We start from the raw sequence: 24,494 nt of genomic DNA on the forward strand, positions 1-24,494 counted from the left end.
GCGAGAAGCGGTGCGCCGAAGGCGCACCCGACGAAGTACAAAGCTGGAAGGGAATGACCAGAGGTTAGTCCGTCGCCTCCTACCCACCGCCATGGACACGAGCGAGACGTTTCTCGGATTAGCGTGCGCCGAGACGGGCGAGCGGTACGACGCGGACGCGACAGGCGAGAGCGACGCCGGCGCGCACCTCGTGCCGACGTACGACTACGACGCCGTCGACTGGGCGGACGGGGGTCTCTCGGACCGGCCGACGGACACGATGTGGCGCTACGCCGACCTGCTTCCCTTCGATTCGCCGTTGACGGCGAAGGAGGGCGGGACGCCGCTCGTCTCCTCGGAGGAACTCGCCGACGAACTCGGCGTCGGGTCGCTCGGAATCAAAGACGAGGGCCGCAACCCCACGGGGACGATTCTGGATAGGGGTCTCTCGCCGGCCGTCACCGCCGCGCGCGAGGCGGGCGCCGAGTTGGTCGCCCTCGCATCGGCGGGCAACGCCGGGCAGTCGGCGGCGTCGTACGCGAGCATGGCCGACATCCGGTCGTACTCGTTCGTCCCCTCGCGCGCGCCGTTCTCGAACAAGGCGATGGTGAACGTCCACGGCGGCGAGATGCGCGTGGTCGGCGGCCGCTACCCCGACGCCGAGGACGGCCTGCACGAGCAGTTGAAATCCGAGTGGTTCACCCTCCAAGAGTTCGACAACCCCTACCGCCACGACGGCATCAAGACGCTCGCGTTCGAGGTGGCCGAGTCGCGGGAGTGGGACGTACCGGACGCCGTCGTCGTCCCCGCGAGCACCGGCGAAGTCGTCGCCGGCGTCTTCGAGGGGTTCCGGGAACTCCGCGAACTCGGCCTGATAGGCGAGGTGCCGGCGCTCTACGCCGCGCAGGCGTCGGGATGCGCCCCCATCCACGCCGCCCACGAACGCGGCGACGGCGACGTCGAGGCGTGGGAGCACCCGGACACCATCGTCGGCGAACTGGAGATTCCCGACCCGAAGGGCGGCGCGGCGGCCTTGAATGCGGTCGAGTCCGCCGGCGGCGACGTACTCGCCCTCCACGACGAGGACATCCTCGAATCGGCCGTCGTCGCCGCGCAGACGGCCGGCGTCGAAGTCGGTACCGCGGGCGGGGCGGCGACGGCGGCGGCGTGGCGACTCGCCGAGGACGGCATCCTCGGGTCGGACGACGACGTGGTCGTGGTCAACACAGAGTCGGGGACGAAGACGGCCGACGTCCTGCGGAGTCACCTGATGGGACAGGGTATCTGAACGCGGCGACCCGACCGAGCGCCCGCGTCGGACGCATTTTACCCAACAGACTTTTCCTTTAGATTCGTCTAATTTCCCTCATGCTGAGCGACGTGATGGAGGACTATCTGAAGGCCATCTACCAGATTCAGTCGACGTCGGGCGCGCCCGTCGCCACCTCCGCCGTCGCGGAGTACCTCGGGAAGACCCCGCCAACGGTGACGAGCATGCTCGGGAAACTCGAAGAGCGGGGCCTCCTCGACCGGGAGAAGTACAAGGGCGTCGAACTGACCGAAGAGGGCGAGACGGTGGCGCTCGAAGTGCTCCGGCACCACCGCCTGCTCGAAGCCTACCTCGCCGAGCACCTCGACTACTCGTGGAGCGAGGTCCACGACGAGGCCGACGCCCTCGAACACCACATCTCCGAGGAGTTCGAGCGCCGCGTCGCCGAGATTCTCGGGGACCCGACGGTCGACCCCCACGGCGACCCCATCCCGACGGCCGACCTCGCGCCCATCGACCACGAGGAGGCGGACACCCTGCGCGACCACGACGTCGGCGACAGGGTGGTCGTCACCCGCGTCAGCGACCGCGACGAGGAGGAACTGGAGTACCTGGAGGAGGCGGGCGTGCTTCCGGGGACGCGACTCGAAGTCGTCGACGTCGCCCCCTTCGGGATGGTCACCGTCCGGACGGAGGGCGGCGACGAGCAGAGTCTCCCCGAGTCCGTCGCCGCGTCCATCCGGGTGCGCCCGTTCGAGGCCGACCCGACGGGCGGCGAGACGAACGGGACGGGCGACGACACCGACGGAACTAACGGCGAGGTGCCGACGACGTGAGCGGCTACCTCGAAATCCTCGTCGTCGCCTTCGTCACCCAGTTAGCGGTGCTGCCCGGCGAGAAGGTGCAGTTCATCATCGCCGCCCTCGCCACGCGCTACCGCCCCCTCGTCGTCGTCGCCGCCGCGGGGTCGGCGTTCGCCGGGTGGACCGCCCTGGAGATTCTGTTCGGACAGGCGCTCCGGGCGACGCTTCCGCCCCTCGCCCTCGACGCGATAACGGCGGTGCTGTTTCTGACGTTCGCGGTGCTCCTCTACCGTTCCGCGCCCGCCGAGGAAGAGGCGCACGAGGACATCGCGGCCCAGACCGACGGCGGGTTCGTGAACCTCGCAGAGCGCGTGGATTTGCCGGCGCCGGTAGAGCGCGTCTCGGGGTCGTTCGGCGGCTTCATCCCCATCTTCGCGATGATGGCCGCCGGCGAGTTCGGGGACAAGACGCAGTTGGTCACCATCGGACTGGCCGTCGAGTACGGCGCCACCTCCGCCATCTGGGCCGGCGAGATGCTCGCCATCATCCCCGTGAGCCTCGCGAACGCCTACTTCTTCCACACGTTCTCCCACCGCTTCGACGTGCGGAAGGCGCACTTCGTCTCCGCAGCCCTGTTCCTGTTCTTTGGGCTCGACACGGTGCTGTCGATGACGACGGGGTTCTCCGTCTGGGAGGCCGCCGTCGGGGCCGTCACGCACGCCCTCGGCGTCGCCTGAGCGGGCGGACCAGAGCCGGACCGCCGCACTGCGTGCCGTTTCGGTTGACTTATCCGGTCTTCGACCCCGAGCACGGACGTGACGAACGTCGCCGTGACGCTCCTCGCGGGCGTCGTCTTCGGCCTCGCCTTGGCCGCCCCGCCGGGACCCATGAACGCCATCATCGCCGAGGAGAGCGTCCTCCACGGCTGGCTCTCGGGGTTCAAAGCCGGACTCGGGGCGATGACCGCCGACGCCATCTTCTTCGTCCTCGCCGCCCTCGGCGTCGTCGCGTTCGTCGAGGAGTTCCCGACGCTCCGCGCGGCGATGGTCGGCGTCGGCGGCGTCCTGATGCTGTACTTCGCCTACGGGGCCGCACAGGACGTTCGGTCGTCGTTCCGGCCCGCGGACGCCGGCGTCGAGGGTGCCAGCGGCGGCGACGCCGCGGTCGACGCCGACGCCGACCGCACGGCCGCCACGGGGTTCACCAAGGCGTTCGTCCTCGCGTTGACGAACCCCTACCAGATACTGTTCTGGCTCACCATCGGCGTCGGTCTGCTCGACCCCGGAACGCTGGACGTGTTGGCGGAGACGCCGTACGTCGGCGCGCGACTGGCCGGCCTCCTCGTCGTCGAGACCGGTTCCCCCGCCCTCGTCGTCGGCTTCTTCGGCGGCATCCTCGTCTGGGTGACGGGCTTTCCGGCCGCCCTCGTCGGCGCGGAACGGCGGGTGAACTCGCTGGCCCCCGTCGTCGCCGGCGCGAGCGCCCTCGTCCTCGCGGGGTTCGGCGTTCTCTTCCTCTCGCAGGCGGCCGGCGCGTTCCTGAGTTGACGGGTGAAGCGCTAACACTTTCACTCGTCCCGCGGGAGGGTCGACCATGTTCGAGAAGTCGACGTGGATCAAGCTCCCGCGGAACGTCCTCATGGGCCACGGCGTCGTCGACGACCTCGCGGACGCGGTGGACGAACTCTACCTCACCGGGCGGCCGTTCCTCGTGACGAGTCCGACTCCCGACCGGGTCGCCGGCGAGGCGGTCCGCGGGCAGTTCGACGACCCCGCCTCCGTCACCATCGAGACGGCGAGTTTCGAGACGGTCGAGCGCGTCGTCGACGCCGCGGAGGCGGCCGACGCGGGCTACCTCCTCGCCCTCGGCGGTGGGAAGGTCATCGACACCGCGAAGATGGCCTCCGAGCGACTCGGCTGCGGGTTCGTCTCCGTGCCGACCGCCGCCAGCCACGACGGCATCGTCTCCGGGCGCTCCTCCATCCCCGAGGGGGACACGCGCCACTCCGTCGCCGCCGACCCGCCGTTGGCCGTCGTCGCCGACACGTCCATCCTCGTGGAAGCGCCGTGGGAACTCACCACCGCGGGCTGTGCGGACATCATCTCGAACTACACAGCAGTGAAAGACTGGCAACTCGCCCACCGCCTGAAGAACGTCGAGTACTCCGAGTACGGCGGCGCGCTCTCGCAGATGACCGCCGAGATGCTCGTCGGCAGCGCCGAGTCCATCAAACCCGGTCTCGAAGAGTCCGCGTGGGTGGTCGTGAAGGCGCTGCTCTCCTCGGGCGTGGCGATGTCCATCGCGGGCACCTCTCGACCCGCCTCCGGCGCCGAGCACCTGTTCAGCCACCAACTCGACCGCCTCGTCCCCGGCCGCGCCCTGCACGGCCACCAGGTCGGCGTCGGGTCCGTCCTCACCGAGTACCTCCACAGCGGCGAGAACGGCGAGTGGCGCGACATCCGCGACGCCCTCGACGAGGTGGGCGCGCCGACGACGGCGGACGGTCTCGACATCGACGACGAGACGGTCATCGAGGCGCTGACGACGGCGCACACCATCCGCAACCGGTACACTATCCTCGGCGATGGCGTGAGTGAGGACGCGGCGCGGGAAGCGGCGACGTTCACGGGTGTTATCTAACGAGCTTTTTGCACGCTCGGGGTCGCTCCGCGACCCGCTCGCCGCAAAAAGCTCGACCAAAAACCTGCCGCGAGGCTCGCATCCGCTCGCCTCGCGGTACAGGCAGGATGGTTACCGCACCGCCCCACACTGCCAGCCGAATCCGCGCCCCGAATCCGAAGACCGAATAGCGCCGGTTTCTAATCTCCGCTATGGCAACTGCGAGCGCCGACAACGCGGTGAAGGAGCATCCGTTGGCCGTCACGGCCGTCCTCTCCGTCGTCGGCTACGCCCTCGTCGTCGGGACGTTCCTCGGGTGGGTGCCCGGCCAGGTGTTCCCCGACCTCTCGCTGACGCAGGTGAACACGCTGTCGGACGCCATCGCCGCCGTCAACGCCCTCAACGTCCTCGTCATCGCCGCCGGGTGGCGCTGGATTCGGACGGGCGAAGTGCGCAAACACGCCGCCGCGATGGTCACCTCGTTCACGCTCATCCTCGTCTTCCTCGTGATGTATCTGAGCAAAATCGGCGGCGGCGGCACGAAGGAGTTCGTCGGCCCGGCGTTCGTCTACTATCCCTATCTCGCCATGCTGGCGATTCACATTATCCTGTCCATCGTCGCGGTGCCCGTCGTCCTCTACGCCCTCGTCCTCGGCCTGACGCACACGCCCGCGGAACTCCGGACGCAGACGCCGCACCGACGCGTAGGCCGTATCGCCGCCGGGTCGTGGCTGCTGTCGCTCTCGCTCGGCGTCGTCACCTATCTCCTCCTGAATCAGGTGTACGGCTGGCGGTACGTCGAGTCCGCGACGGCGGCGCTGGTCGCGGCGCCGCTCTGAGCCGAATACGACTCTTCGTCGGCGTCGGTCCCTTCTGCGCGCTCCTCGTCCGGTACGCGTCGCCGTAGACGCACGCGTCCCAGACGGGCGACGCCGCAACGACCGGCGCGAGTCCGCGTCGCTCGTCGGAGGACGGCGATAGGGGGTCGAATGTCGAGGATTTTTATCGTCCGGTCGCAAGCCGATGGGTATGCGAGTCGCGTTCGTCTCGATGTACACCGCCCAACTCCGAGCGGACGGCGCGACGAGGCGACTGCGGCGGGTGGCCGAGCACCTCGCCGCGCGCGACCACGAGGTGTCGGTGCTCTGTGCGAAGTGGTGGGAGGGGGAGGTGTCCGCCTTCGAACAGCACGGCGTGGAGTACGTCGCCGTCACGGAGGCGCCCTCGTCGGGGACGTTCGCCTCGAAACTCCCGTTTGCCCTCCGCCGGGTCAACCCCGACGTGATACACGCAGCCAACAGTCCGCCCACGCAGGTGTCCGGCGCGAAGACGGGGGCGCGACTCCTCCGGGTTCCCGTCATCGTCGACTGGTGGGCCGAACGCGAGGGCGACTCCACCGGCGGATGTAGGCGTGCGGCCCGCGGGGCTGACCGCGTTACGGCTCCGTCGCAGATGGTCAAAACCGACGTGCGAGAGTACGGTGCCGCCGAGGACGCCGTCTCGGTCGTCCCCGAGTCCGTCGACTTCGACCTGATTCGGAGCGCGGAGACGGACGACCGGGCCGACCTGCTCTACGCGCGGCCCCTCGACGAGCACGCGAACGTGGAGTCGTTCTTCCTCGCCCTCGCGGAACTCCGGGACAGAGAGTGGCGCGCGGCCGTCGTCGGCGACGGCCCCGAACGCGACGCCGCCGAGCGGACGGCCGCGGAACTCCGCATCGACGACCGGGTGACGTTTCTCGGCGACCTGCCCCCCGAGGAGTTCGTCCCCCTGATGAAGGGCGCGCACGTCTTCGCGCAGACGGCCGCCGTCGAACCGTTCGCGAACGACCTCTTGTGGGCGCTAGCCTGCGGGTGCGTCGGCGTCGTCGAGTACCAGGCCCGCTCCAGCGCCCACGAACTCGTCGTCGACTGCGACCGCGGCGCGCGCGTCACGAGTCCGCAGGAGTTGGCCGACGAGATAACGGCCGCCGCGAACTACTCCCGGGAGTCGATAAACGAGGCGTTCGCCGGCTACGACCACGACGACGTGATTCGCCGCTACGAGGCGGTCTACGAGGATGCGATAGACGGTTACGGCTGGTTCTAGAACCCCACCTCTCTTTTCGGGGGTCCTCGCGGACGGCGGAGTCGTCCGCTCGAACCTCCGAAAGAAAGCCGGACCATCGCCGGAAAGCGGAGCTTTCCGGTTCGCAGCCAGAACGCTCCGCGTTCTGGCGACAAAGAACCGCCCCGACTCGCTCGCGACGCTCGCTCGTCGCGGTACAACCCCTCGTTCGCTCTCACTCAGGTGTCGACTACCAGCGGTGTCCGCCGATATCGAGAATAGCCCCGCACCGGGCGCATTCGTACACCTGAAGCGGGTCCGTCCCGGCGTTCCACGCCGGCGAGTCGCCCGCGGACGCACCGCAGCGCAGACACGTTCCTTCCGATCGTTTCATCGTCGACATATGATCTCACACTGTTCAACGACGGCCGAGGAGATAGCTCTCATTGCGAGTTTCCGGACGTTCTCGGCGCACCGCCGGCGCGGAGAACCGGAGGCGACTACTCCTCGTCGAACTCGTAGTCGCCGCCGTACTTGAGGAAGAAGAACGCCAGCCCCATCGTCGCGACCATGGCGAACGTCGTGGCGATGCCGAGGGTCTTCGCGGAGTCCGGCACGGAGGGGACGCTCGACGGCGCGGGCGTCGAGATGGACTCGACGACTTCGATGGTACCGACCATGCCGGCGGACTGGTGCGGTTGGCAGTAGTATTCGTACGTACCGAGCGTGCCGAACGTGTGCGAGTAGGTGAACCCGGAGTTCTCGATGGGTTCGTGACCGCTCCAGTTCGCCCCTTCGGGTTGGCTGTCGGCGACGATGTTGTGGTTGTCGGACTCCCAGACGAACTCCACCGTCGTCCCGGGGAGAATCTGGAGCGCCTCGCTGGTCCCCGGCGTGAAGACGAAGTCGCCGTTCGGACCGACGGCGACGGTTTCGGTCCCGCCGCCGCCGCCACCGCCGCCACCGCCTCCGCTGGTACCGGTGCCGCCGCCGCTTCCGGTACCGGTGCCGGAACCGCCGCCTCCGGAACCGGTGCCGGTGCTCGTACCCGTCTCCTGCGCCGCGGCGGTTCCCGCCGCACCCGCGGCCGCCGTCGTCCCGGCCGCAGTCGCGAGGAAGGCCCGGCGGGACATCTCCGCGTTGCCGTCAGTCATGTTCGGCGCTTGGGAGTCCGCTGTAGTGAATACTTTGGTTTGTCGTTCGCGGCGACCCCCCTTCGACCCCGGAACGCGCTCCGGGGATTTCGCCTCGCTCCGTCCCGTTTCCACGGCTCAGAGCGTGTAGTCGTGCTCGCCGGTCTCCGAGTCGAGGAACGCCGTCAGCAGGTCGATGGTCGCGTCCACGTCGGCGACGTGGGCGCTCTCGGTCACCGTGTGGAGGTACCGCGTCGGCACGGAGATGGCGCCGACGGGCTTTGCGCCGTGGGTGTTCTGGAATCCGGCGGTGTCCGTCCCGCCGGCGGGGAGAATCTCGTGCTGGTAGTCGATGTCCTCGCTCTCGGCCACCTCGCGGAGTCGGCGGTGCACCTTCGGACTCGTGACGACGCTGCCGTCCTTCAGCTTTATCGCGGTGCCGTCGCCCAGTTTCGTCACGTGGTCGCCCGCCTCGAACCCCGGAACGTCGTTGGCGACGGTCACGTCGAGGGCGACGGCGAGGTCCGGGTCGATGTCGACGCCGAGCGCCGTCGCCCCGCGGAGGCCGACTTCCTCTTGGACCGTCGCGGCGAAGTGCACCGTCACGTCGGGGTCCTCGATTCGTTCGGCGGCCGCCAGCATCGCGAACAGGCAGACCCGGTCGTCGAGGGCCTTCCCGGTGACGTGCTCGCCCATCTCGACGGTCGTCTGTTCCATCGTCACCAAGTCTCCGATGTCGACCGTCTCCTCGGCCGCGTCGCCGTCGAGGCCGACGTCGACGTACACGTCTTTCACCTCGTCGTTCTTCTCTTTCTGCTCCTCCGAGAGCGTGTGCGGCGGCGGCGACCCGATGACGCCGGTGACGTCACCGTCTTCGGTGTGTATCCGCACTCGCTGGGCCTTCAGCACGCGCGGGTCCCATCCGCCGAGGGCGTCCAACTGGACGAACCCCTCGTCGGTGACGTGCCTGACCATGAAGCCGATTTCGTCCATGTGTGCGGCGACGGCGACGGAGTAGTCTGAGTCGCCCTCTACCGTCCCGACGACGTTGCCCATCGCGTCCGTCCGCACCTCGTCAACGTGCGGTTCCAGTTCCCGTCGAACCACGTCGCGGACGCGGTCCTCGTAGCCGGGGACGCCGCTGGTCTCGGTCAACTCCTTCAGCAACTCGAAGTCGAACTCGTACTCGTAGTCGGTCATGCCCCACCTTCCCGGAGTCGAGACAAAAGCGCTCGCCTCTCGGAACGCGCCGAGCGTCGCGCGCCGCGCAGAACTGGAAACGGGTTTGCCGTGGTTCCGGAACGTTTTTCCGCCGCATGCGTGCATTGAGGGGCATGGCAGACGTAGAGGCGGAACTCCGCGAGGAACTCATGGCAGCGTTCAGCGACGCAGACTACCCCGTCAAGAACCAGATGGACCTCGTCCCCGCCCTCCCGGACGGTCCGGGCACGCGCTTCGAGGCGGGCGACGGCGAGGTGAGCTTCACCGCCATGGAGATGGCCGCCAAACTCGGCTCCCACCAGAACTTCCCGTACGACGACGCCGAGAGCCTCGTCGACGACGTGATGGAGGGACTGAAGGCCGAAGGGATGCTCTAGCCGACCTTTTTGCTGACTCGGGGTCGCTCCGCGACCCGCTCGTTGCAAAAAGCTCGACCAAAAACGTGCCGCGAGACTCGGCCTTCGGCCTCGCTCGCGGTACGACCCCTCGACGCGATTTTTCCGGCTGTCGATACGGGCGGATGCTCGACCCGCCGAGTGGAGTCTATCTCCCGTCTCTTCCGTCACACGAACCATTACGGTTCCGCCGGGGGAATCTCGGTCCATGCCGACCCACGACATCGAGCGATACCTGAACGTTCGGAGCGCCTACGGCGTCTCCTTCGCCCCCGACGGCGAACGACTCTCCTTTCTCATGGACACCACCGGCGTCCCGCAGGTGTGGACCGTCGACGGTCCCGGCGCGTGGCCCGAACAACGGACGTTCTACGACGAGCGCGTGACGTTCGCCTCGTGGTCGCCGGAGAACCCCGAACTCGTCTTCGGGATGGACGAGGGCGGCAACGAACGTCAGCAACTCCTCCGCTACAACCCCGTCAGCGGCGGCGTCACCGACCTCACCGGCACGCCCGACGCCAAGCACCGCTGGGGCGGGTGGAGCAACGACGGTCAGCGGTTCGCGTTCACCTCGAATCGAAGGGACGAGTCCGTGTTCGACGTCTACGTGCAGGGCCGCGGGGAGACGGGCGACGCGGCCGAACTCGTCCGCGAGGGCGACGGGTGGCTGACGGTCGGCGGATGGTCGCCGGACGACTCGAAGCTCATCGTCTCGGAGGCGTACTCGAACTTCGACCAGGACGTATCAGTGCTCGACGTCGGAACGGGCGAGATGACCCACCTCACGCCGCACGAGGGGACGGTCCGCTTTCAGAGCGCCTCGTGGGGACCGGACGGGGAGAACCTGTATCTCGTCTCCGACCGCGAGAGCGACACGCTCGACCTCTGGCGCGTGAACGTCGACTCCGGCGAGTTCTCCTTGGTCGCCGAGGACGACGAGTGGGAGATAGAGGGCGTCGCCGTCGACCAGGAGTCCCGGCGTGTCGTCTACTCGACCAACGTCGACGGCTACACCGAACTCGCCGTCGGCGAACTGACGGGACGGGACCGAATCGACGAGCACGCCGTCCCGGACCTGCCGCGCGGCGTCGCCGGCGGCGTCTCCTTCTCCCCCGACGGCGACCGCTTCGCCGTCACGCTGACCAGAAGCTCCGACACGACGAACGTCTACGTCGTGGACGCGAAGACGGGCGAGTCCGAGCAGTGGACGCACGCGGCCACCGCGGGCATCCCGCGCGACACGTTCGTCGAACCCGAACTCGTCCGCTTCCCGACGTTCGACGGCCGGGAGATTCCGGCGTTCTTCTCGCTGCCGAGCACGGACCACGGCGACGGCGAGACGCCGGTCATCGTCGACATCCACGGCGGCCCCGAGTCCCAGCGTCGGCCCTCGTTCAACGCCGTCAAGCAGTACTTCCTCGCCAACGGCTACGCCGTCTTCGAACCGAACGTGCGCGGGTCGGCGGGCTACGGCAAGGCGTACGGCCACCTCGACGACGTGGAGAATCGGATGGACTCCGTCGCCGATATCGAGGCCGGCGTCGAGTGGCTCCACGACCACCCGGCGGTCGACCCCGACAGAATCGTCGCCATGGGTGGCTCCTACGGCGGGTTCATGGTGCTCGCGGCGATGACGGAGTACCCCGACCTGTGGGCCGCCGGCGTCGACATCGTCGGCATCGCCAACTTCGTCACCTTCCTCGAGAACACCGGCGACTGGCGTCGCGAACTCCGTGAAGCGGAGTACGGCTCCTTGGCGGACGACCGCGAGTTCCTCGAATCCATCTCGCCCATCAACAACGTCGAGCGCATCCGCGCCCCGCTGTTCGTCCTCCACGGTGAGAACGACCCGCGCGTGCCCGTCGGGGAGGCGCACCAAGTCGTCGAGAAGGCGGGCGAACACGTCCCCGTCCGCGAACTCATCTTCGCCGACGAGGGACACGGATTTACCAAACGCGAGAACCGAATCGAGGCGTACGAGGCCATCGTCGGATTTCTGGACGAACACGTCTGACCCGGCGGTATTCGGTCTTTCGCGCGTTCTTTCGCTGTTACAGGTAGAGAAACGTATTAGTATCGACGTGAACAACCACCACAGGATGTCGCGGCGGGAACGCGGGGGGCGTGTGTTAGTGGTGTTGCCCGATTCACCGGACGAGAGCGAGTATGCCGCGCTCGTCGAGTCGTTTCGGGCGGCCCTCGGAGCGCAGATTATCGTCAGACAGGGCCGGACGGCGACCGAGTACGTGTACGAACTGGGACCGACCATCGACTGCGCCGTCTCGCTCTGCGACGACGACGACCTCGTCGAGTCGCTGGTGAACGCCGCCAACGGCGTTCCCGTCGTCGTGTACGGCGAGACGCGAGTGCCGGGCGCCGACGAGGTCGTCTGCTCGACCAACGGCATCGAGTCGTTCACGCGGCGCGTCGCCGCGGTCGTCGAGGAGGACCGCCGCGAGAGCGAACTCGTCGACGCGAACCAGAAACTGACCGCGCTGAGCGTGCACGCCAGCGCCATCACCGGTTGCGAGTCGGTCTCGGAGGTGTGCGAGGAGACGCTCGCCGCCGCCATCGAGGCGCTCGCGTTCACGTTCTGTACGGTCGCGCTGGTCGAAGGCGACCGCATCGTCCCGCGCGCGTCGACGCTCCCCCCCGAGGACCAAAACAGCTGTCACGTCAGCGAGGGTATCGCCGGGCGGACGTATCGGACGCGCGAAACGCAAATCGTCGGCGACATCGCCGCCGACGCGGACGCCCTCTTCTCGGCGTCCCGACGCTCGACGGTGAGCGTTCCGCTGGGGTCGTACGGCATCATTCAGGTCGTCTCGGACTCGCATCGCGCCTTCGACGAACACGACGCCGAGTTCCTCGAAATCCTCGCGGGCTATACGACCGAGGCGCTCGCCCGACTCGACCGGGAGACGGCGCTCAGGGCCGAACGCGACCGACTCCACGCCTTCTTCGACAACCTCCCCGTGCCGGCCGTCTACGTCGAAGAGGAGACGCCGGACGGCCGCGTCCGCTGTGAGGTGAACCGCGCCTACGAGGAGACGTTCCAGCGGAGGCCGAACCCCTCGAACCCCTCCGTCGAGGCGGCGTTCGCCAACGAAACGGAGCGGCGACTGTTCGCCGACCACCTCTGGTCGGGCGACAGCGTCGCGGCGGAGGTCGACCGCGAAACGGTCGCGGGCGACCGAGAGACGCTCGAACTCACCATCGTCCCCGTCCCGAGTTCGGGTCCCGCCGGGTCGGCGTACGGCGTCTACAACCACGACAGCCCGCGGCTGCCGGCCGGCTACGAACTGTCCTAAACGTCCGTTAGAGTCAAACGGCGCGCCGCCGAACTGAGAGCCATGAGCGCCGACGCCGAACGCGGTCACCAACAGCGAACCGTCCGTTGTCTCATCGCCAAGGTCGGACTGGACGGCCACGACAGGGGGGCGCACGTCATCGCGCGCGCCTTCCGGGACGCCGGGTTCGAGGTGGTCTACTCCGGTCTGCACCGCGCGCCGGAGGAAATCGTGCAGGCGGCCGTCCAAGAGGACGTCGACGTGTTGGGCATCTCCATCCTCTCGGGGGCGCACAACACCCTCGTTCCCAAGATTATCGACGGCCTAAAGGAGTACGACGCGTTCGAGGACACCCTCATCCTCGTCGGCGGCATCGTCCCGGACGAGGACCGCCCGAAACTCAAAGAGATGGGCGTCTCCGAGGTGTTCGGCCCCGGCACGCCGATGAAAGAGACCATCGAGTTCGTTCGGGAGAACGCCCCCCGCCGCGACTGATGAGTCACGCCGAAGACCGCGGCGAGACGCGCGTCGACGCCCTCGTCTCGGACCTCCTCGACGGCAAGCACCGCGCCCTCGCGCGGGCCATCACGAAGATAGAGAATCGGAGTCCGGGCTACCGAGAGTTGGTCTCCCGCCTCCACGCCCACACCGGCGGCGCGGACGTCATCGGAATCACGGGGAGTCCCGGCGCGGGCAAGTCCACCCTGGTCGACAAACTGGCGAAAGCCTACCGGGAGGAGGGCCTCACCGTCGGCGTCATCGCCGTCGACCCCTCCTCGCCGTACACCGGCGGGGCCGTCCTCGGCGACCGCATCCGAATGGCCTCAAACGTCGGCGACATGGACGTGTTCTTCCGGTCGATGAGCGCCCGCGGGCAACTCGGCGGCCTCTCGACGGCCACCTCGGACGCGGTGAAGGCGCTGGACGCGTTCGGCAAGGACAAGGTCATCGTCGAGACGGTGGGCGCCGGTCAGAACGAGGTGGACGTCGTCCGCACCGCCGACACCGTCACCGTCCTCGTCCAACCCGGCAGCGGCGACGACGTGCAGATGCTGAAGGCGGGCATCCTCGAAATCGGCGACGTCTTCGTCGTCAACAAGGCCGACATGGACGGCGTCAATCGCACCGTCGCCGAGTTAGAGGAGATGATCCACCTCCGGGACAACCCCGGCGCGACGCTCGACTCGGGGCACCACGGCGTCGATTCGGGCCTCCCCGAAGGCGTCTCCGGGCACGAGGGGGCGCAGGAGAGCGCGCACGACGGACACGAACGGGAGAACGGGCACGACGGCGCGGCCGAGGCGAAACCCGAAGAGAACGACGACGCCCCCGACTGGGAACCCGCCGTCGTGGAGACGGTGGCGACCAGCGGCGACGGCGTCGGGGAACTGGTGGAGACGCTGGCCGCCCACGCCGACTACCTCGCCGAGTCGGGGATGCGCGAGCGGAAGGCCCGCACCCGGTACGCCGAGGAGATTCGACAACTGCTCCGCAACGACGCGAACGCGCTGTTGAAGGAGGAACTCGACCGGCACGGCGGCGCGGAGGCGCTGGCCGAGGCCGTCGCCGCCCGCGAGACGGACCCCTACGCCGTCGCCGACGAGGTGTTCGAACCGCTCCGCGAGTGCGTCGAGGCGCGGCGCGGCGAGGAGTGAGCATCTCCCAGTAGGCTATAATATCGTCGCCCTCTTTCTCCCCGTATGAAACTCCGAACGATAGCCGGCGGAGTCGTCGCCGGCGTCGGCGCCGTCGCCGCCGCGAACGCCGTCCTCTCGCGTCGCGCGCCGCCACTCGAACCGGCCCTGTCGGGCGAACAGCACACCTACCGCTGGCGCGGCATCGACGTCCGCTACGCCGAGGCGGGCGACGAGGGGAACCCGACGCTGGTCCTCCTGCACGGCGTCAACGCCGCCGCCTCGAACGGCGAGTTCCGCGAGGTGTTCGACGAACTCGCGGAGGACTACCACGTCGTCGCCCCCGACCTGCCCGGATTCGGCACCTCCGACCGGCCGCAACTGCGCTACTCGGCGGCGCTGTACGAGGACTTCGTCGGCGAGTTCGTCTCGGAGTACGACGACCCCGCCGTCGTCGCCTCCTCGCTCACCGCCGCCTACCTCGTCGGCGCCGACCCCGACGTCTCGCGCATGATACTCGTCTGTCCGACCGAACGCGGCGGCCCGGACCCGATGCAGTGGCTCCGCGAACTGATTCGGACACCGCTCGTCGGCGAGGCCGTCTTCAACCTCCTCGGCTCGAAGCCGTCCATCCGCTACTTCAACGCCGACCACGGCTACGCGGACCCCTCGCGCGTCTCCGAGGAGTGGATGAACTACGAGTGGCGCACCGCCCACCAGAAGAACGCGCGGTTCGCGCCGGCGTCGTTCATCAGCGGCTACCTCAACTCCGAGGTGGACTTCGCGTCCGCGCTGGCGGAGACGGACGTACCGGTGACGCTCGTCTGGGGCCGGGAGTCCGACCTCGTTCCCCTGAAGGACGGCCGCGAACTCGCGGAGGCGGCCGACTGCAAACTCGTCGTCTTTGACGACGCGAAACTCCTGCCGCACGTCGAGTTCCCCGAGCAGTTCCTCTCGACCGTTCGGGAGGAGATGAACGTCGACGCGTAGGCGCCTCTCACTTCTTCCGTCCCGTCTCCCCGTCCGCCGCCTTCCGTCCGCTACCGTTCCCCTACCGCGGCCGGAACACGACCGTCGCGTCGCCCGTGTCGGGGTTCTCCGCCGTCTCGACGCCCACGGAGAGGCCCGCGTCGACGTCCTCGCCCGACGCGTCGCGCAGGACGCCCGTGAGTCGCACGTCGCCGAACGACGCTATCGCGGTGACGTACGGCGTCTGCCCGTCGAAGTCCGGGCCGGCGACGTGGACCTCGGTGTACGTCTCGACGGCGCCCGTCTCCGGCAGCGGCGTCTCCGCCAACTCCGTCGCGCCGCAGTGCGGGCAGGTCCGCCGCGGCGGGAGCGACCCGTGTCCCTCGGGGCATTCGAGGTAGAACGCGTCGTCGGTGCCGAGGGCTTCGACCCACTCGTCGTAGCCGTGGTCGGTCATTCGACCACCTCCAGCACGTGGACGACGGCGCTGGCGACGGTGCCGCCCGCGTTGTGCGTGACGCCGAGGCGCGGGTCCGAGAGGGCGTCGCTGTTGACGTGGTCGCCGCGGAGCAGTTTCGTCATCTCGACCACCTGCGCACCGCCGGTGGCGCCGACGGGGTGGCCCTTCGCCTTCAGGCCGCCCGAGAGGTTCACCGGCAAATCGCCGTCGCGCGTCGTCCGCCCCTCGCGCGCGGCCGAGATTCCCTCGCCGTGGTCGAACAGGCCGAGCGATTCCAGCGCCAGTACCTCGGCGATGGTGAAGCAGTCGTGCACCTCCGCGACGTCGACGTCGTCGGGGCCGACGCCGGCGTCGTCGTAGGCCGCCTCGGCCGCGTCTGTCGCGGCGGGCGTCCGCGAGAACGCCTCGCGGTCCTGCAGGGCGAGGTTGTCGCCGCCCTGTCCGCTCCCGGCGACTCTGATAGGAGCGTCGAGTCCGTGCTCCTCGGCGTAGTCGTCGCTGACGAGGACGACGGCGCTCGCCCCGTCGGTGATGGGGCAGGCGTCGAACAGGTGGAGGGGCGTCGCCACGGGCGGACTGTCCATCGACTCCTCGACCGTCACCTCCCGTCGGTACTGCGCGAACTCGTTCGGCACGGCGTTGGCGTGGTTCTTCACCGCGATATGGGCCAAATCCTCGCGCGACCCGCCGTACTCCTCGAAGTACGCGCGGGCCATCAGGGCGTACGCGCCGGGGAACGTCATGCCGGCGCGCACCTCGAACAGTTCGTCGGCGGCGATGGCCAACGACTCTGTCACCTCGGTCGTCGGGAGGTTCGTCATGCGCTCCATCCCGCCCGCGAGGAGCACGTCGTGCTCGCCCGCGCGGATGGCCTGCACGGCGTGTCTGACGGCCACCCCGGCCGAGGCGCACGCCGACTCGTGGCGCGTCGCGGGGCAGTCGAGGCCGGCGGCTTCGGCCATCAGCGGTCCTTGGTGTCCCTGTCGCTCCGCGAGGGCGCCCATGAAGTTCCCGTAGTGAAGTCCCTCGAACGCCTCGCGGGCGACGCCGCCGGCGTCTTCGCGCGCCGCCAGCGCGGCCTCGGCGAACAGGTCCCGTCCCGTCCGCTCCGGTTGCCGCCCGAACGGCGTGAGACCGACTCCGGCGATTCGAACGTCGTTCATGCACGAACGTAGGTGACAAACGACCTATGAACCTGCCGGACGCGGCGGCCCGTTGCGAGGGGCCTTCGGACCGCGGGAGCGACCCGTGGCCGTCCTCGCGGCGCGCCCGAGAGAACCGAAACCGGCCGTCGACGCGGGACACCCAAACGGTTAGTTTCTCCTCGGTGGACGTGCGCACATGACAACCTGGATCGGCGAGACGTTCACCAGCGACTTCGGTTGGGACCTCCTCGAATCGCTCGCGGACGTCGGCGACCGGATGGCCGGGTCGCCCGGCGAACGCGAGGCGATGGAACTGACGCGCGAGGCCTTCGAGGCGGCCGGCGCGCGCGACGCGCGAATCGACACGTTCGACATTCAGGGGTGGGAGCGCGGCGACAGCGCCGTCCGCGTCGAGGGGACGACGCAGGACTGCATCGCCCTGCCGCGCAGTCCCTCCGCGACGGCGGCGGGCGAGTTCGTCGACCTCGGCTACGGCCTCCCGGAGGACTTCGAGGCGGACCTCTCCGGGAAGGTGGTGATGGTCTCCTCGACCGTCCCCGACCACTACGAGCGGTTCATCCACCGCCGCGAGAAGTACTACCACGCCGTCGAGGCGGGCGCCGCGGCGTTCGTCTTCGCCAACCACGTCGAGGGCTGTCTCCCCCCGACGGGGAGCGTCGGCACCGAGGAGGCGCCCGTCGGAGAGATACCCGCCGTCGGCGTCAGCAAGGAGGTGGGCGCCCGCCTCGTCCGGCGTTTCGAGGGCGAGGAACTGACGGTTGAGGTCGACTGCGAGACGCCGGACGCCGAGAGCGGCAACGTCCACGCCGAACTCGGCCCCGACACCGACGAAGAGGTGCTCGTCACCGGCCACCTCGACGCGCACGACATCGCCGAGGGGGCGTGGGACAACGGGTCCGGCACCGCGATGGCGGCCGAACTCGCGCGCGTCCTCGTCGACCGGGAGGACGAACTCGACACGCGCGTCCGCTTCGTCGTCTTCGGCGCCGAGGAGGTCGGACTCGTCGGGTCGACCCACGAATCCGAGCGGTTGGGCGAGGACAGGGCGAACGTCAGGGCCGTCGTCAACCACGACGGCGTCGTCTTCGGCCGGACGCTGAAGTTCGACTACCACGGCTTCGAGGAACTCGAATCGACCGCCGAGGCGGTCGGCGACCGGTTCGACCACCCGGTGTCGACGAACCCCGAACTCGTTCCGCACAGCGACCACTGGCCGTTCACCCGGTGGGGCGTGCCGGGTTACATGGTCTCCTGCGAGACGGAGGGTCGCGGCCGCGGGTGGGGCCACACGTTCGCAGACACCCTCGACAAACTGGAGGTGCGCAACCTCCGCGAGCAGGCGATTCTGTTGGCGGACCTCGTCGTCGACCTGGCCGACGAAGGGACCGAGATACCGCACAAGGAGGCCTCGGAGATGGCGGACCGACTCGAAGACGAGGACCTCGCGGCGGGAATGCGGATTACGGGCGACTGGCCGTACTGACCGCGACCTCTTCGGAGACAGCGAGAGGGCCGAACCGTCGGGTCTTTTACCGCGCCGACTGTACCCGAACACGATGTCTCGAAGAGGCGCGCCGGAGGCCGGAGCGTGACCCGCGACGCGCCCGTCGTGGTCGTCCGCGGCGGCGACGGAGACGCCGACGCCGACGCGGTGGCGGACGCCGTGGCGGCCGCCGGCGGCGTCGTCCGTCGCGACGCGCGGGGCGAGGCGGGACGGGACGCGTACGACCGGTCCGGAGGCGCCGACCCGAGCGATCCGGCCGAGCGAGCGAACGCGGACGCGGATGCGGACGCCCTCTTCGCCGTCGGCGAGGACGCCCTCCTCTCGCTGGCCGCCGTGGACGTGTCGACGCCGATTCTCCCGGTCGACTGCGCCGTCGGCCACCGGTCGGTCCCCGCGGACCGCGTCGGCGAGGCGGTTCGACGGCTCCGCTCGGCGGAGACGCGCGTGGTCTCGCACCCCGCCCTCTCCGTCGCCGTCGACGGCGAGGCGGCGGGCACCGCGCTCGCCGACGTGACGCTCATGACCGACGCCCCGGCGCGCATCTCCGAGTACGCCATCTCGACGCCCCGAGAGCGCGTCGACTCTTTCCGCGCGGACGGCGTGGTCGTCGCCACACCCCTCGGCAGCACCGGCTACGCGCGCGCGGCCGGCGGTCCGACGCTCGCGCCCGACACGGGTGTCGTCGCCGTCCCCATCGCTCCGTACACGACGCTTCCGGATTCGTGGGTGTTCCGCCTCCCGGTCGCTCTCTCGGTCGAACGCGACGAGGCGTCCGTCTCGCTCATCGTCGACGCCGAGGAGCGTCGACCGGTTCCGCCGCACGCCCCCGTCGAACTCGCCGTGAACGGACACCTGCCGTTCCTCCGTCTCGACGACTCGTAGCGCGCCGCCGGCGTCCGCCCGCCGCGGCGAACCCGCCGGTCACGAGACCCTGTCGTTGCGTCGTACGAGAAGAAGCCCGCCGGGAGCGGAGCCGTCGCGCCTCAGATGACGGCGTTCCAGACGGGGGCGATGACGAAGAAGAGACTCTGGTACGCCGCGTACAGAAGCACGAGGACGGACGCCCCGAGCGCCGCTTTCGGGCGTTCGAGTTCGAGCGCCTTCGAGCGCGCCTCGACGCGGCGCGACTCGAACTCGAAGAAGTCGGTGAGGAACAGACCGAGCACGAGCACCGACAGCACCGTTCCCGGGTGCGGGTCGATGAGGAGGAACAGGAACGACGCGAACACGAGGAGCAGCGTCGTCACGGTGTGCGGGAGGAACCGCGAGAGCGTCTCGTCGCCGTCGTCCTCGTCGGCCTGCTTGACGTGCGAGCGGTGCGCGAGTATCCGCGTCACCATGTTGGCGAGGACCAGCACCACGATGGCGTACTTGAGCGCCGGTTCGATGGCGTCGATGCCATCGAGTGGGACGAGGAACTGTAGCGGTTGCATACCCCACTCTCCGTGTACGACTCATTAGAGTTTTTCCAATCCGGCGCGCCCGCGGGCCGTCGCTCGCGGCGTCCGCGGACTGTCCGACCGAGAGGCTGAGGAGAAAAGGGGGTTACTGCGAGCGCCGGTCGCGGACGGCCGAACGCGCCTGCCGCCCGGCGGGGATGAGCACCCAGAACGTCAGCGCGCCGAGGAGCGCGAAGTAGAGTAACGCGTCCATCAGCGCGATGCCCATCGCGTCGAACAGCGTCCCCCCGCCGGAGGCGGGTTCGATGAGCTGTTTGCTGCTCTCGAAACTGCTCGTTCGGTACCACCCGGCCAGCACCATCCATCCGAGGCCCGCGGCGGTGAAGATACCGAGTCCCTTGATGAACTCGTCAGCCATTGTTATCTGAGGGTTCGTCGGAGTCCTCTTGAGACTTTCCCATTCCTTGGGCCCGGAAGCGCGTCCCGAGGGTGTACACTCCGGCGCCGAAGCCGATACCGGCGAGTCCGACGACGGCCAGCACCGTGCTCATCACGCCGTCGGCCACCGAGACGCCGACGACGCCCAGCGCTCCCGTCACGATGGCGCCGAGAAAGCTCACGTTCAGCGTCGCCGCGTCGAGGAACATGAAGCCGACGACGACGCTTCCGACGGCGATGAGCGTCGAGAACACGGTCACCGTCTTGTACAGACGCATCGGGACGACCACGTCCCGTCGGCCGCGGCGGTTCCCGCTTCCGCTCCCGTCCCCGCGTTCGTCCCCGTCGCTCGGGGTCGGCGCGGCGTCGACGCTCGTCCCGTCTCCGTCGGTCATCGACGAACGTTCGGGCGGAGAGAAAAAGGGCCTTTCGCGATTCGGCGAAACCGCGGGGCAGTCGGACGGGCTACTTCGGACTACTTCGGCGGTCGGAGCCGGTAGTAGCGCTTGTTGAGGTCGTACATGTACCCCTCGCGCATCGTCTTCAGCACCGCGTACGTCACGAGGCCGGCGACGATGGGCGCGAGGAACGTCAGGTCGAACAGCAGGTCGACGTTCCCCGGGAAGAGGTTCTTGACCGCCAGGATGCTGATGGTGAACGCGAAGACGACGCCGGCGATGCCGACGGCGGCCCAGAACGGCTGCTCGACCGGTCTGCGCGCGCTCCCCTTGTTGAGGAACGGTACCATCGCGATGAAGCCGACGACGACGCCGTTGGCGAGCACGCCGTACGTCCGGTCGGCCGTCAGTTTCGTCCCGCCGAGGATGGATAGCTCGGGGTTGAGCGGACCGAGCTTCAACAGGCCGAACGACCAGTAGAGATACCAGTCGGGCAGGATGATGGCGGGGGTGGAACTCGGGTTCGCCGGCGGGCCGATGTGCATCGGCAGCGTTGCCGAGAGGAACAGCACCATCCCGGTGAAGAAGCTGGCTATCGCGAGGTTTCGGATGACCTCGTGGGGCCACGTCGGGAACGCGAGGACGTCGCGTTCGACGTAGTCCGACGCTTGGCGCATGTCTTGGTCTTCGCGCCGGGAGCGCTCGAAGTACTCGTACGTGAGTCGCGAGAGACCCACCTTCCGCTCCTTGCGCTCGCGCCACGTCGGCGTCTCGTCGTCCGGCGCGACGATGCCACTTCCGTCCGATCGCACGTCGTCGTCTGTGTTGGGTTCGTTTTCGGTCATTGGTCTGATATCAGTGCGGCTCCGCGATGCCCTGGACCCACACGATGCCGATGTGGATGGCGATGAGCGTGGTCACGACGAACGGCAACAGGAAGACGTGTATGATGTACATCCGTTGCAGCGTCGACTGGCTCAGCGAGAACCCGCCGAACAGCAGTTGCGCGACCCACTCGCCGATGAGCGGGATGGACAGCGACATCTCGACGCCGATCTGTCCCGCCCAGTAGGCCAGTTGGTCCCACGGGAGCAGGTAGCCGGTGTACCCGAACACCATCGTCAGACTGATGAGGATGATGCCGAGCAGCCAGTTGAGTTCGCGGGGTTCCTTGTAGGCGCCGGTGAAGTACACGCGGAGCATGTGGAGGAACACGGCGGCGACCATCACCTGCGCGGACCACCGGTGGATGGAACGCAGCATGAAGCCGAACTGCAGGTCGCGCATGATGAACGCGATGCTCTCGTAGGCGACGCTCCCGGCGGCCTCCGTCCCCGCCGCGGCCGACGGCGAGTAGTAGAAGCCGAGCAGTGCGCCGCTGATGGCGGCGATGACGTACGCGAGTGTCGAGAACAACCCGAGCGTGTACAGCGGGTACCAGTACCAGAACTTATTGTCGAGGTTGTACTGTTCGGTGTGACTCTTCGGCATCTGGAGGTTGACCCGGTAGTAGAGGGTCTCCATCAGCTCCAGGTAGTCGACGATGCGGAACCGCTTGTCGAGCCAGATGAGCGTCGTGAGGAACGTGGACTCCACCGGAGTGAGGTCCTTCTCCTTCATCCAGCCCTTGTGGTCATAGTCGTCTTTGCGTTCTAAACTCATTGTTACCTCTTGTAGTACGGGTAGACGGCCCGTTTGACCTGGTCCCACGCACCGGTCCCGAACTCGGTGCCTTCCACCTGGTCTTCACGGATGTAGACGTCTTCCCACTTTCGACGGCGTTTCTTGACTATCATCACGTCCGGGAGGAACTCCTTGCGGTACAGCGCGAGGATGAACGCGAGGTCGATGAAGATGACGGCGAGGACGCCCCCGAGGAACATGTTCCCCGTGTCGGACAGCCCCCATCCGGAGACGAGTCCGTAGGTGAACATGAACACGAAGACGACCTCGATGATGGCCAGGAGGACGATGGCGATGGCCGCCGCGGTGCTCTCGCGGGCCGGTTCGTAGCGGTGGATGTCGCCGTAGGTGCTGCCACTGGAGGACATCTATCCGTTCCTCCCCGTGCCGGTGTGCGCCGACTCGCCGTACTTCAGGATGTAGAACGTGAAGATGACCGTCACGATGATCCCGAGGATGGTGGCGGCGCCGACCCAGTGGGCCTGAATCGGGACGCCGAGTTCCTCGAGTTCCTTCTCGCCGCCGCCCTCGCCGCTGCTCGGGTTCTCGACGACTTCGATGGTACCGACCATCCCCGCGGTCTCGTGGGGGGCGCAGTGGTACTCGTACGTACCGAGCGTGCCGAACGTGTGCGTGTACGTGAACCCCTCGTTCTCGATGGGTTCGTGACCGGACCAGTTCGCACCCTCGGGCGTGCTGTCGGGGACGACGTTGTGGTTGTCCGACATCCACACGAACTCCACCGTCGTGCCGGGGGCGATTTGGAGCGCCTCCTCGGTGCCGGGGGTGAAGACGAGGGAGCCGCCGGGGCCGACTTCGACCGTCTTCGACGCGCCGCCACCGCCGCCACCACCGCCGCCGGTGCCGGTACCTGCGCCGGTGCCGGTGCCTCCGGTACCGGTTCCTGTTCCTGCCCCTGTCCCGGTTCCGCTCGACGTCGAAGTGCCCTCTTGGGCGGCCCCGACTCCGGCGGCGGCAGAGGCCGTCGCGGTCGCGGCAGGGACGCTTGCCGCTCTCAGAAAGTCCCGCCTTTTCATACAGGAAATTCTCAGGATGGAACGCGCTTAAACCCACCGACTCCCCCCGCCACCGGGCCGCTGTCGGCGTCTCAGGCCCCGCGGGGTTCGGGCGATTTAGGTCCCGCCGGGGCGCCCGTCGCTCCCGGATTCGTCGGCCGTCTCGTCGGATTCGAGCGCCGCACCACTCGCGTCGTCGACGGGCACGAAGTCGGGTCGGCCGCGGTCGCGGACGGCCCGAAGTCGGTTGCGGTACTCCTCGGTCCGGAAGCGGTCCGAGAGGCGGGCGTTCGCCACGACGAAGAACAGGAAGAACCCCACGAGGAGGAAGAACCCGGCGACGACCGGGGGGACGATGTTTATCTGCCGCCCCGAACTGAACGGGATGAGGTCGGTGAACAGCCACAGTCCGAACAGGACGAGGCCGCCGAGTATCTGCCCGCCGGCGATTATCTGGAGGATGGTGTTGCCGAGTTCGCTCGACTGCTCGACGACGGCGTCGGGGTCCGGCAGCCCGTAGTTCTCCGGCGGTTCCTGCACCTCGAAGTCGTCCATCGAACAGAGGACGAGCGAGGGTTGCACGTCGCGGTAGACGGTCCCCTCGCCCTCCAGCGACCCGTCGGGACCGACCAGCGCGTAGCCCTCGTCGGAGTAGACCAACACGTGGGGTTCGCCGTCGACGGCGACGCGTTCGACGACGCCGAATATCTCCCGTCGGGCGACCCGACTCTTCAGTTCCTTCTCCAGTCGCACGAGCAGTTCCTCGCCGACGACCCACGAATCCGGGTCGAACGCCGCCTCCCACTCCTCGGCGGTCATCTCCGCCATGTCCTCCGGACCGAAGTCGTCGAAGTCGTACTTCTCCTCGACCTCTTGGCGCAGGGCCGCCAGGTCGGCGTCCTCCGAGTCCGAGGGCGGCCGCTCCGCGTCGACTCGTTCGTCCGACGATTCGCTCATCGCCGGAGATTGGGGACGAACCACCGTTAGGGTGACGGTCGCCCCGCGGCGTTCGTTCCCTCTCGGGTACGACCGCCGCACGCCGTCCCGCAGTCGGGCAACTTAGGCCGCTC

General features: G+C 68.4%; 27 protein-coding genes. 15 read left to right on the forward strand and 12 right to left on the reverse strand.

The genetic code is table 11. The annotated features are described in order from the left end of the window. The first annotated feature begins 91 nt into the window (after positions 1-91). The 7 genes from NDI76_RS05215 to NDI76_RS05245 all read left to right on the forward strand — a co-directional run bounded on the left by NDI76_RS05215 (position 92) and on the right by NDI76_RS05245 (position 6,759). Complete coding sequence (locus tag NDI76_RS05215) at positions 92-1,267, forward strand: threonine synthase (RefSeq protein WP_310922949.1); 1,176 nt, start codon at positions 92-94, stop codon at positions 1,265-1,267. An 80-nt stretch (positions 1,268-1,347) separates the two neighbouring features. Then, entirely contained in the window at positions 1,348-2,085 is a 738-nt protein-coding gene (locus tag NDI76_RS05220) for a metal-dependent transcriptional regulator (protein ID WP_310922950.1), read from the forward strand. Further along, positions 2,082-2,789: a TMEM165/GDT1 family protein gene (locus tag NDI76_RS05225; protein ID WP_310922951.1), complete on the forward strand. Its 708-nt coding sequence runs from the start codon at positions 2,082-2,084 to the stop codon at positions 2,787-2,789. The genes NDI76_RS05220 and NDI76_RS05225 overlap by 4 nt, the downstream gene beginning before the upstream one ends. A 150-nt stretch (positions 2,790-2,939) precedes the next feature. Next, on the forward strand, positions 2,940-3,599 hold the full coding sequence (locus NDI76_RS05230) for a LysE family translocator (protein ID WP_425498350.1): 660 nt from the start codon (positions 2,940-2,942) through the stop codon (positions 3,597-3,599). Positions 3,600-3,645: 46 nt separating this feature from the next. Next, positions 3,646-4,692, forward strand: a complete 1,047-nt coding sequence (locus tag NDI76_RS05235) for an NAD(P)-dependent glycerol-1-phosphate dehydrogenase (protein WP_310922953.1) — start codon at positions 3,646-3,648, stop codon at positions 4,690-4,692. Positions 4,693-4,883: 191 nt separating this feature from the next. Next, positions 4,884-5,510 carry a DUF420 domain-containing protein gene (locus NDI76_RS05240; protein WP_310922954.1) on the forward strand — a complete coding sequence of 209 codons (627 nt, stop codon included), beginning with the start codon at positions 4,884-4,886 and terminating at the stop codon, positions 5,508-5,510. Between the two features lie 190 nt (positions 5,511-5,700). Continuing rightward, a complete protein-coding gene (locus NDI76_RS05245) occupies positions 5,701-6,759 on the forward strand; it encodes a glycosyltransferase family 4 protein (RefSeq protein WP_310922955.1) in 1,059 nt (352 codons plus the stop codon). A 458-nt stretch (positions 6,760-7,217) separates the two neighbouring features. On the opposite strand, the gene NDI76_RS05250 is transcribed toward NDI76_RS05245, so the two are convergent. Beyond that, entirely contained in the window at positions 7,218-7,871 is a 654-nt protein-coding gene (locus NDI76_RS05250) for a plastocyanin/azurin family copper-binding protein (RefSeq protein ID WP_310922956.1), read from the reverse strand. Between the two features lie 117 nt (positions 7,872-7,988). Beyond that, positions 7,989-9,050 (reverse strand): M42 family metallopeptidase, encoded by a 1,062-nt coding sequence (locus tag NDI76_RS05255; protein WP_310922957.1) that lies wholly within the window; start codon positions 9,048-9,050, stop codon positions 7,989-7,991. A gap of 134 nt (positions 9,051-9,184) precedes the next feature. Here NDI76_RS05255 and NDI76_RS05260 point away from each other — a divergent pair, with 134 nt between their 5' ends. The 6 genes from NDI76_RS05260 (at position 9,185) to NDI76_RS05285 (ending at position 15,380) form a co-directional block, all read left to right on the forward strand. Further along, positions 9,185-9,448, forward strand: coding sequence for an MTH865 family protein (locus NDI76_RS05260; protein ID WP_310922958.1), 264 nt, complete (start codon positions 9,185-9,187; stop codon positions 9,446-9,448). A gap of 226 nt (positions 9,449-9,674) precedes the next feature. After that, positions 9,675-11,480 carry a S9 family peptidase gene (locus tag NDI76_RS05265; RefSeq protein ID WP_310922959.1) on the forward strand — a complete coding sequence of 602 codons (1,806 nt, stop codon included), beginning with the start codon at positions 9,675-9,677 and terminating at the stop codon, positions 11,478-11,480. Between the two features lie 85 nt (positions 11,481-11,565). After that, entirely contained in the window at positions 11,566-12,777 is a 1,212-nt protein-coding gene (locus NDI76_RS05270) for a GAF domain-containing protein (protein ID WP_310922960.1), read from the forward strand. Positions 12,778-12,819: 42 nt separating this feature from the next. Continuing rightward, entirely contained in the window at positions 12,820-13,251 is a 432-nt protein-coding gene (locus tag NDI76_RS05275; protein ID WP_310922961.1) for a cobalamin B12-binding domain-containing protein, read from the forward strand. Next, on the forward strand, positions 13,251-14,411 hold the full coding sequence (meaB, locus tag NDI76_RS05280) for a methylmalonyl Co-A mutase-associated GTPase MeaB (RefSeq protein ID WP_310922962.1): 1,161 nt from the start codon (positions 13,251-13,253) through the stop codon (positions 14,409-14,411). The genes NDI76_RS05275 and meaB overlap by 1 nt, the downstream gene beginning before the upstream one ends. Before the next feature lie 45 nt (positions 14,412-14,456). Continuing rightward, positions 14,457-15,380: an alpha/beta fold hydrolase gene (locus tag NDI76_RS05285; protein ID WP_310922963.1), complete on the forward strand. Its 924-nt coding sequence runs from the start codon at positions 14,457-14,459 to the stop codon at positions 15,378-15,380. A 61-nt stretch (positions 15,381-15,441) separates the two neighbouring features. Here NDI76_RS05285 and NDI76_RS05290 read toward each other — a convergent pair whose 3' ends face one another. Next, a complete protein-coding gene (locus NDI76_RS05290; protein WP_310922964.1) occupies positions 15,442-15,816 on the reverse strand; it encodes a Zn-ribbon domain-containing OB-fold protein in 375 nt (124 codons plus the stop codon). Continuing rightward, the gene (locus NDI76_RS05295) at positions 15,813-16,982 is read right to left on the reverse strand and encodes a thiolase domain-containing protein (protein WP_310922965.1); all 1,170 of its coding nucleotides are present in this window, start codon (positions 16,980-16,982) and stop codon (positions 15,813-15,815) included. Before NDI76_RS05295 ends, NDI76_RS05290 begins: the two co-directional genes overlap by 4 nt. Positions 16,983-17,160: 178 nt before the next feature. Here NDI76_RS05295 and NDI76_RS05300 point away from each other — a divergent pair, with 178 nt between their 5' ends. Further along, the gene (locus tag NDI76_RS05300; RefSeq protein WP_310922966.1) at positions 17,161-18,468 is read left to right on the forward strand and encodes a M28 family peptidase; all 1,308 of its coding nucleotides are present in this window, start codon (positions 17,161-17,163) and stop codon (positions 18,466-18,468) included. Between the two features lie 105 nt (positions 18,469-18,573). Further along, positions 18,574-19,371: an NAD(+)/NADH kinase gene (locus tag NDI76_RS05305; RefSeq protein ID WP_310922967.1), complete on the forward strand. Its 798-nt coding sequence runs from the start codon at positions 18,574-18,576 to the stop codon at positions 19,369-19,371. Between the two features lie 101 nt (positions 19,372-19,472). On the opposite strand, the gene NDI76_RS05310 is transcribed toward NDI76_RS05305, so the two are convergent. The 8 genes from NDI76_RS05310 to NDI76_RS05345 form a co-directional block, all read right to left on the reverse strand. Next, a complete protein-coding gene (locus NDI76_RS05310) occupies positions 19,473-19,922 on the reverse strand; it encodes a DUF7313 family protein (RefSeq protein ID WP_310922968.1) in 450 nt (149 codons plus the stop codon). 112 nt (positions 19,923-20,034) lie between these two features. Next, positions 20,035-20,307: a DUF7314 family protein gene (locus NDI76_RS05315; RefSeq protein ID WP_310922969.1), complete on the reverse strand. Its 273-nt coding sequence runs from the start codon at positions 20,305-20,307 to the stop codon at positions 20,035-20,037. Further along, complete coding sequence (locus NDI76_RS05320) at positions 20,300-20,722, reverse strand: DUF7315 family membrane protein (protein WP_425498326.1); 423 nt, start codon at positions 20,720-20,722, stop codon at positions 20,300-20,302. The genes NDI76_RS05315 and NDI76_RS05320 overlap by 8 nt, the downstream gene beginning before the upstream one ends. 80 nt (positions 20,723-20,802) lie before the next feature. After that, positions 20,803-21,570, reverse strand: coding sequence for a cytochrome b family protein (locus NDI76_RS05325; RefSeq protein WP_310922970.1), 768 nt, complete (start codon positions 21,568-21,570; stop codon positions 20,803-20,805). Between the two features lie 10 nt (positions 21,571-21,580). Next, positions 21,581-22,387, reverse strand: coding sequence for a cytochrome b (locus NDI76_RS05330; protein ID WP_310922971.1), 807 nt, complete (start codon positions 22,385-22,387; stop codon positions 21,581-21,583). Between the two features lie 2 nt (positions 22,388-22,389). Continuing rightward, complete coding sequence (locus NDI76_RS05335) at positions 22,390-22,776, reverse strand: DUF7318 family protein (RefSeq protein ID WP_310922972.1); 387 nt, start codon at positions 22,774-22,776, stop codon at positions 22,390-22,392. Further along, on the reverse strand, positions 22,777-23,445 hold the full coding sequence (locus NDI76_RS05340; protein ID WP_310922973.1) for a plastocyanin/azurin family copper-binding protein: 669 nt from the start codon (positions 23,443-23,445) through the stop codon (positions 22,777-22,779). A gap of 96 nt (positions 23,446-23,541) precedes the next feature. Continuing rightward, complete coding sequence (locus NDI76_RS05345) at positions 23,542-24,381, reverse strand: DUF7319 domain-containing protein (RefSeq protein ID WP_310922974.1); 840 nt, start codon at positions 24,379-24,381, stop codon at positions 23,542-23,544. Positions 24,382-24,494: the final 113 nt, after the last annotated feature.

Source organism: Halogeometricum sp. S1BR25-6, assembly GCF_031624495.1.
Taxonomy (GTDB): Archaea; Halobacteriota; Halobacteria; order Halobacteriales; family Haloferacaceae; genus Halogeometricum; species Halogeometricum salsisoli.

Excerpts from the sequence above, each read along its gene's own strand:
- NDI76_RS05215 (WP_310922949.1), top strand. The coding sequence starts at position 92 with ATGGACACGAGCGAGACGTTTCTCGGATTAGCGTGCGCCGAGACGGGC.
- NDI76_RS05315 (WP_310922969.1), bottom strand. The coding sequence starts at position 20,307 with ATGGCTGACGAGTTCATCAAGGGACTCGGTATCTTCACCGCCGCGGGC.
- NDI76_RS05240 (WP_310922954.1), top strand. The coding sequence starts at position 4,884 with ATGGCAACTGCGAGCGCCGACAACGCGGTGAAGGAGCATCCGTTGGCC.
- NDI76_RS05255 (WP_310922957.1), bottom strand. The coding sequence starts at position 9,050 with ATGACCGACTACGAGTACGAGTTCGACTTCGAGTTGCTGAAGGAGTTG.
- NDI76_RS05220 (WP_310922950.1), top strand. The coding sequence starts at position 1,348 with ATGCTGAGCGACGTGATGGAGGACTATCTGAAGGCCATCTACCAGATT.
- NDI76_RS05235 (WP_310922953.1), top strand. The coding sequence starts at position 3,646 with ATGTTCGAGAAGTCGACGTGGATCAAGCTCCCGCGGAACGTCCTCATG.
- NDI76_RS05345 (WP_310922974.1), bottom strand. The coding sequence starts at position 24,381 with ATGAGCGAATCGTCGGACGAACGAGTCGACGCGGAGCGGCCGCCCTCG.
- NDI76_RS05325 (WP_310922970.1), bottom strand. The coding sequence starts at position 21,570 with ATGACCGAAAACGAACCCAACACAGACGACGACGTGCGATCGGACGGA.
- NDI76_RS05320 (WP_425498326.1), bottom strand. The coding sequence starts at position 20,722 with ATGACCGACGGAGACGGGACGAGCGTCGACGCCGCGCCGACCCCGAGC.
- NDI76_RS05275 (WP_310922961.1), top strand. The coding sequence starts at position 12,820 with ATGAGCGCCGACGCCGAACGCGGTCACCAACAGCGAACCGTCCGTTGT.
- NDI76_RS05310 (WP_310922968.1), bottom strand. The coding sequence starts at position 19,922 with ATGCAACCGCTACAGTTCCTCGTCCCACTCGATGGCATCGACGCCATC.
- NDI76_RS05265 (WP_310922959.1), top strand. The coding sequence starts at position 9,675 with ATGCCGACCCACGACATCGAGCGATACCTGAACGTTCGGAGCGCCTAC.
- NDI76_RS05245 (WP_310922955.1), top strand. The coding sequence starts at position 5,701 with ATGCGAGTCGCGTTCGTCTCGATGTACACCGCCCAACTCCGAGCGGAC.
- NDI76_RS05270 (WP_310922960.1), top strand. The coding sequence starts at position 11,566 with ATGTCGCGGCGGGAACGCGGGGGGCGTGTGTTAGTGGTGTTGCCCGAT.
- NDI76_RS05340 (WP_310922973.1), bottom strand. The coding sequence starts at position 23,445 with ATGAAAAGGCGGGACTTTCTGAGAGCGGCAAGCGTCCCTGCCGCGACC.
- NDI76_RS05295 (WP_310922965.1), bottom strand. The coding sequence starts at position 16,982 with ATGAACGACGTTCGAATCGCCGGAGTCGGTCTCACGCCGTTCGGGCGG.
- NDI76_RS05260 (WP_310922958.1), top strand. The coding sequence starts at position 9,185 with ATGGCAGACGTAGAGGCGGAACTCCGCGAGGAACTCATGGCAGCGTTC.
- NDI76_RS05230 (WP_425498350.1), top strand. The coding sequence starts at position 2,940 with ATGAACGCCATCATCGCCGAGGAGAGCGTCCTCCACGGCTGGCTCTCG.
- meaB (WP_310922962.1), top strand. The coding sequence starts at position 13,251 with ATGAGTCACGCCGAAGACCGCGGCGAGACGCGCGTCGACGCCCTCGTC.
- NDI76_RS05300 (WP_310922966.1), top strand. The coding sequence starts at position 17,161 with ATGACAACCTGGATCGGCGAGACGTTCACCAGCGACTTCGGTTGGGAC.
- NDI76_RS05330 (WP_310922971.1), bottom strand. The coding sequence starts at position 22,387 with ATGAGTTTAGAACGCAAAGACGACTATGACCACAAGGGCTGGATGAAG.
- NDI76_RS05290 (WP_310922964.1), bottom strand. The coding sequence starts at position 15,816 with ATGACCGACCACGGCTACGACGAGTGGGTCGAAGCCCTCGGCACCGAC.
- NDI76_RS05285 (WP_310922963.1), top strand. The coding sequence starts at position 14,457 with ATGAAACTCCGAACGATAGCCGGCGGAGTCGTCGCCGGCGTCGGCGCC.
- NDI76_RS05335 (WP_310922972.1), bottom strand. The coding sequence starts at position 22,776 with ATGTCCTCCAGTGGCAGCACCTACGGCGACATCCACCGCTACGAACCG.
- NDI76_RS05250 (WP_310922956.1), bottom strand. The coding sequence starts at position 7,871 with ATGACTGACGGCAACGCGGAGATGTCCCGCCGGGCCTTCCTCGCGACT.